This is a genomic window from Aeromonas sp. L_1B5_3, assembly GCF_963866575.1.
GTDB lineage: Bacteria > Pseudomonadota > Gammaproteobacteria > Enterobacterales > Aeromonadaceae > Aeromonas > Aeromonas jandaei.
The window spans coordinates 1-823 of the sequence record NZ_CAWMDN010000128.1; the positions used below are offsets into that span (position 1 = coordinate 1).

Genomic DNA, 823 nt, shown 5'->3' on the forward strand with positions numbered 1-823 from the left:
GTATAAGAGACAGTCTCCATGCAAGCACCGAACAGCCACCCACCCGGCCCGCTCGCTGCGCTCTCGGCCCGACCGCCCAAGGGCGGTAATGGGCCAGCGGGGAGAGGGGGTGGGCAAGGCGCCGGGGCGAACTGATACAATGCAACTATGGTATCGCAAGAACGGCAGACTGTCGAGCGTTACTCAATCCGACAGTGCAAACCTATTTGAGTTCGACGGTCGGATTGAAAAAGAGGCCGACAATAAATACTCGACAGCGTGCGACTGTCGAACTATAATATAATGACACAGTCAAACGGAGAAACCGCCATGCAGTTTAAGCGCCAAGGTCGCCGGGTTCAGGTGCTCGCCTACCGGGGGTATGACAAGGAAAAACGCCGCGCCATCGTCAAGATGATGGGGTCTATTGACGTATATTCTTACGAGCCGTCAGGCGGCCTAATTGAGAATCTGACAGACGAAGAAAAAACAGAACTACAGTCATACATCGAAACAGAACGACAGGCAGCAGAAAAGAGAAGCCGAGTGTATTCCGCTAAGTCTGCCGCCAGTCGTATTGTTGAGGTTGCCGACACGATCAAGGCCGGGGACTTTGAGCCGTCCGAGGCATGGGCGGCGGATACCTGGGCGGCAATCGAGGCGCTGACCAAGGCCATGCGCAAGGCGGGCTACCCGAAGCTCCGCAAAGCGCCCCAGAAAGCCGCAGACGCGCCGATGCCGGGTCAGGCGGGGTTGCCCTTTGGGGATGCGCCAGAAACGCCAGAAAGCGCCTCCTGAGGGGTTTAGGCCGGGAAACCGGCCCCCCCCCCTCTCCCCGCTGGCC

1 protein-coding gene is annotated in these 823 nt (G+C 58.7%); it reads left to right on the plus strand.

Translation table 11 applies throughout. The features are described 5' to 3' along the window. Positions 1 to 309 precede the first annotated feature (309 nt). Positions 310 to 777, plus strand: a complete 468-nt coding sequence (locus AACR93_RS16095; RefSeq protein ID WP_043849724.1) for a hypothetical protein — start codon at positions 310 to 312, stop codon at positions 775 to 777. Positions 778 to 823 lie beyond the last annotated feature (46 nt).